This window comes from Chryseobacterium contaminans, from assembly GCF_001684955.1.
In the GTDB taxonomy this organism is placed as follows: Bacteria; Bacteroidota; Bacteroidia; order Flavobacteriales; family Weeksellaceae; genus Chryseobacterium; species Chryseobacterium contaminans.
On sequence record NZ_MAYF01000192.1, the window covers coordinates 1 to 1,967 of the forward strand.

Below are 1,967 nucleotides of genomic sequence, written 5' to 3' on the forward strand. Positions count from 1 at the left end.
TCAGAAATCTTGATTACCGTATCTAATTTTGCTGGTTTTACCGGAATTTCTGCCTGATTCATATCCCATTTTATTACAAGATTTCCTGAATTTTCATCTGTCGGGTTCAGGGTAATTTCAAACCACTCCTGTTTGTCTGCCAGTTTATTTACCGGCACTGTAACATCTACTACATCCTGTTTTGGATCGTAAGTATAAGCACCCCATTGTTGAAAATCTTTATTCAGAATTACTTTCCATTCTTTTTCTGTAGGAACAATGAATAATCCGTAAGTTCCTGCCGGAACATTTTTCCCTCCAAAATTAACGGTCTGTCCAAATGTAATTTTCGTAGATGAGTTAGCTCCTGCTCTCCAAACCTGGCCATAAGGAACCAGTTCTCCAAAAATCTTACGTCCTTTTACTCCCGGTCTTCCATAATCGATCGTAATTTTAGACATGGAAAACTGCTGTTCTACTTTCTGACGCGGGCTTACCGCCGGTACGGAGTAATCCTGCGCTAAAGCAAACGCTGAAACTGAAATACAAACTGCTGCTAATAATTTTTTCACGTGTAAATTTTTGTTTAAAATTACGAAAATCAAAATAAAATTGCTTTCTCCAACTCCAATAATTTTTGTTTTCTCCATACTCCACCGCCATAACCTGTTAGCTGTCCATTGCTTCCAATAACTCTGTGACAGGGAATTAGAATAGATATTTTATTTACTCCGTTGGCATTGGCTACTGCCCGGACTGATTTAGAGCTTCCAAGAATATCGGCCTGTTCCTGATAACTTCGGGTTTTTCCATAAGGGATTTGCTGCAAAATCTTCCAAACTTCTTTCTGAAAGTCTGTTCCTACTGGAGAAAGTGGCACTGTAAACGCTGTTCTTTTTCCTTCAAAATATTCTGAAAGCTCTTTTTCCAGTGTTATGAAATGAAGATTTTCACCTTGTACAATATTGGCGTTATAATACTTTGAAATATGTTTCAGCTCTGTGGGAAGAGCTTTTCTGTCAGAAAATTCCAGAAGACAGATTCCATGTTCGTCAGCACAGGCAACCATTGTTCCCAGCATCGTTTCAATTCTTTTCAGATCAATGATCTTTTCTGTCTTGTTCCTGCCCGGTGATACCCCGAAAATATTTTTAAAACTTTCATTAAAACCACTTAAACTTTCATATCCGGAATCAAAAGCTACTTCTGTAACAAGCTCTCCTTGCTGAAGTTTTTTAAATGCAGTATTCAGTTTAGACATTCTCTGAAAGGCATGAAAAGTCACCCCATGATGCTTCAGGAACCATCTGCGCACTGTAGCCGGCTCCAGGCCTCTTTTTACCAGATCATAATCTTTAAGTTTTAAAGCGGGATCATCGGAAATTTCCTGCAGCAATTCTTTGATATGCAAAGGTGTTACGTTCATTGTTTCCAATGGCTTACAAACTTTACAGGGACGATAACCTTTCAACATAGCATCTTTTGTATTGAAAAAGAATTCTACGTTTTCAAATTTGGGTTTCCGGGCTGTACAGGTTGGCCTGCAGAAGATGCCGGTTGTTTTTACTCCCATCCAGAAGATACCTTCAAATGAAGAATCTTTACGAAAGGAAGCATCATACATTATTTTTTCCGTGAGTTCCATAATCAGATGAAAAGTGCTGCAAAGCTTTTGTTATTGGTAATAGTATCGCTTATTCTTTCGAGTTCGCTGTAAATATGCCTGTTTAAAAAGGCTCCTGAAGTAATTCTTTTTACTCCTGATAATTTTAACGTTTCAAAATCCGGAAGATCCGGCAAACACATAACATTAACAGGAAGGGATGTTGCCTCTACCACTGTTTTAATGTCTTCAATGTTTATTATTCCGGGAACGAATATTCCATCAACGTTCAGTTTTTCAAACAGCTTTATTCTTTCTAGTGTTTCTTCTAGTGCATTTTCCATTCCTAATAAAAAAGGATCTGTTCTTATATTGATAAAGACCT

General features: G+C 37.7%; 3 protein-coding genes. All 3 read right to left on the reverse strand.

The annotated features are described in order from the left end of the window. Positions 1–551, reverse strand: a 551-nt coding sequence (locus BBH99_RS11435; protein ID WP_066695635.1) for a DUF2911 domain-containing protein, incomplete at its 3' end; no start/stop codon positions are given. Between the two features lie 29 nt (positions 552–580). Further along, the gene (locus BBH99_RS22975) at positions 581–1,624 is read right to left on the reverse strand and encodes a bifunctional transcriptional activator/DNA repair enzyme AdaA (protein ID WP_066695633.1); all 1,044 of its coding nucleotides are present in this window, start codon (positions 1,622–1,624) and stop codon (positions 581–583) included. 2 nt (positions 1,625–1,626) lie between these two features. Then, positions 1,627–1,967, reverse strand: a 341-nt coding sequence (locus BBH99_RS11445; RefSeq protein ID WP_185111070.1) for an isocitrate lyase/phosphoenolpyruvate mutase family protein, incomplete at its 5' end; no start/stop codon positions are given.

What these genes read in the sequence shown, in the direction of transcription:
- BBH99_RS22975 (WP_066695633.1), bottom strand. Translation starts at nt 1,624, where the DNA reads ATGGAACTCACGGAAAAAATAATGTATGATGCTTCCTTTCGTAAAGAT.